This window comes from Streptomyces calidiresistens (assembly GCF_014141525.1).
Classification (GTDB): domain Bacteria; phylum Actinomycetota; class Actinomycetes; order Streptomycetales; family Streptomycetaceae; genus Streptomyces; species Streptomyces calidiresistens.
The window spans coordinates 1-1,800 of sequence record NZ_VKHS01000970.1; the positions used below are offsets into that span (position 1 = coordinate 1).

1 protein-coding gene is annotated in these 1,800 nt (G+C 75.9%); it reads left to right on the top strand.

Annotated features, from left to right (window positions below):
• Window positions 1–304: 304 nt before the first annotated feature.
• The coding region (gene radA, locus FOE67_RS24625) for a DNA repair protein RadA (protein WP_182667026.1) at window positions 305–1,800 on the top strand (1,496 nt) is incomplete at its 3' end.

Below are 1,800 nucleotides of genomic sequence, written 5' to 3' on the forward strand. Positions count from 1 at the left end.
GCCCCGGGTACGGGCGGAGGGGGCGGCGTGCCGGCGGCTGCTGCTCATCCCGCCCGACGTTAGGGCCCGGGGAGGGCCTCTTCGGCCGTCTCCCGGCGTGGTTCCCTCGATCGGGTGACGAAGCCCGGGGGCGGACCGGATCCCGTGGGGTTCCCCGACGGCTTTTCCGCACCGCTCCCGGCACGACTCCCCGCAGCGCTCCCCGCACCGCTCCCCGTACGACGCGACCGATCGCCCGGGCGGGGCCCGGGCGCCGCAACGCCCACCGGCGTCGATGTCGGTGGTCGGCGGTACGGTCGTGCGCATGGCCCGTAGAACAGACCGACCGTCCTATCGCTGCACCGAGTGCGGCTGGTCCACCGCCAAGTGGCTCGGCCGCTGCCCGGAGTGCCAGGCGTGGGGCACGGTCGAGGAGGTGGGCGCCGCGCCGGCGGTGCGGACGACCGCCGCCGCCCGGGTGACCTCCCCCGCCCTGCCGATCGGCCGGGTGGACGGTCACAAGGTGGTGGCGCGCAGCACCGGTGTGCCGGAGCTGGACCGGGTGCTGGGCGGCGGCCTGGTGCCGGGGGCGGTGGTGCTGCTGGCGGGTGAGCCGGGAGTGGGCAAGTCCACGCTGCTGCTGGACGTGGCGGCCAAGGCCTCTTCCCCCGAGCGTCCGACGCTCTACGTGACCGGCGAGGAGTCGGCCGGTCAGGTGCGGCTGCGGGCCGATCGGATCGGCGCGATCGCCGACCACCTCTACCTCGCGGCGGAGACGGACCTCTCGGCGATCCTGGGGCAGTTGGACGCGGTGAAGCCGGAGCTGCTGGTGCTGGACTCGGTGCAGACCGTCGCCTCGCCGGAGATCGACGGCGCGCCGGGCGGGGTGGCCCAGGTGCGCGAGGTGGCCGGCGCCCTGATCCGGGCCTCCAAGGAGCGCGGCATGTCCACCCTGCTGGTGGGCCACGTCACCAAGGACGGCGCGATCGCCGGTCCGCGGCTGCTGGAGCACCTGGTGGACGTGGTGCTGCACTTCGAGGGCGACCGGCACGCCCGGCTGCGCCTGGTGCGCGGTGTGAAGAACCGCTACGGCGCGACCGACGAGGTCGGCTGTTTCGAGCTGCACGACGCGGGGATCACCTCGCTCGCCGACCCGTCGGGCCTGTTCCTGACCCGGCGTTCGGAGCCGGTGCCGGGGACCTGTCTGACCGTCACCCTGGAGGGCCGCAGGCCGCTGGTGGCCGAGGTGCAGGCGCTGACGGTGGACAGCCAGATCCCCTCGCCCCGGCGGACCACCTCGGGGCTGGAGACCTCCCGGGTCTCGATGATCCTCGCCGTTCTGGAGCAGCGGGGCCGGATCGGCGCGCTGGGGAAGAACGACATCTACACCGCGACGGTCGGCGGGGTCCGGCTCTCGGAGCCGGCGGCCGACCTGGCGGTGGCGCTGTCCCTGGCCAGCGCGGCCTCCGACACCCCCCTGCCGCAGAACCTGGTGGCCGTGGGCGAGGTGGGGCTGGCCGGGGAGGTGCGGCGGGTGACCGGCGTGCAGCGACGGTTGGCGGAGGCGGCCCGGCTGGGCTTCACCCGGGCCCTGGTGCCGGTGGACCCGGGGGAGGTGCCGCCGGGGATGAGGGTCGTGGAGGTGTCCGACATCGGCGAGGCGCTGCGGGTGCTGCCGGCGCGCCCCCGCCGGAGCCGCGACGCGCCGGGGGAGCGGACCGGATCGCAGGGGGCGACCGGCCCGGACGAGGTGGATCCGGAGGCCGGCGGGTCGCCGCTGTCGGGTGGCGGGCGCGGACGTTCCGGGGGGCGCGCCTGTCT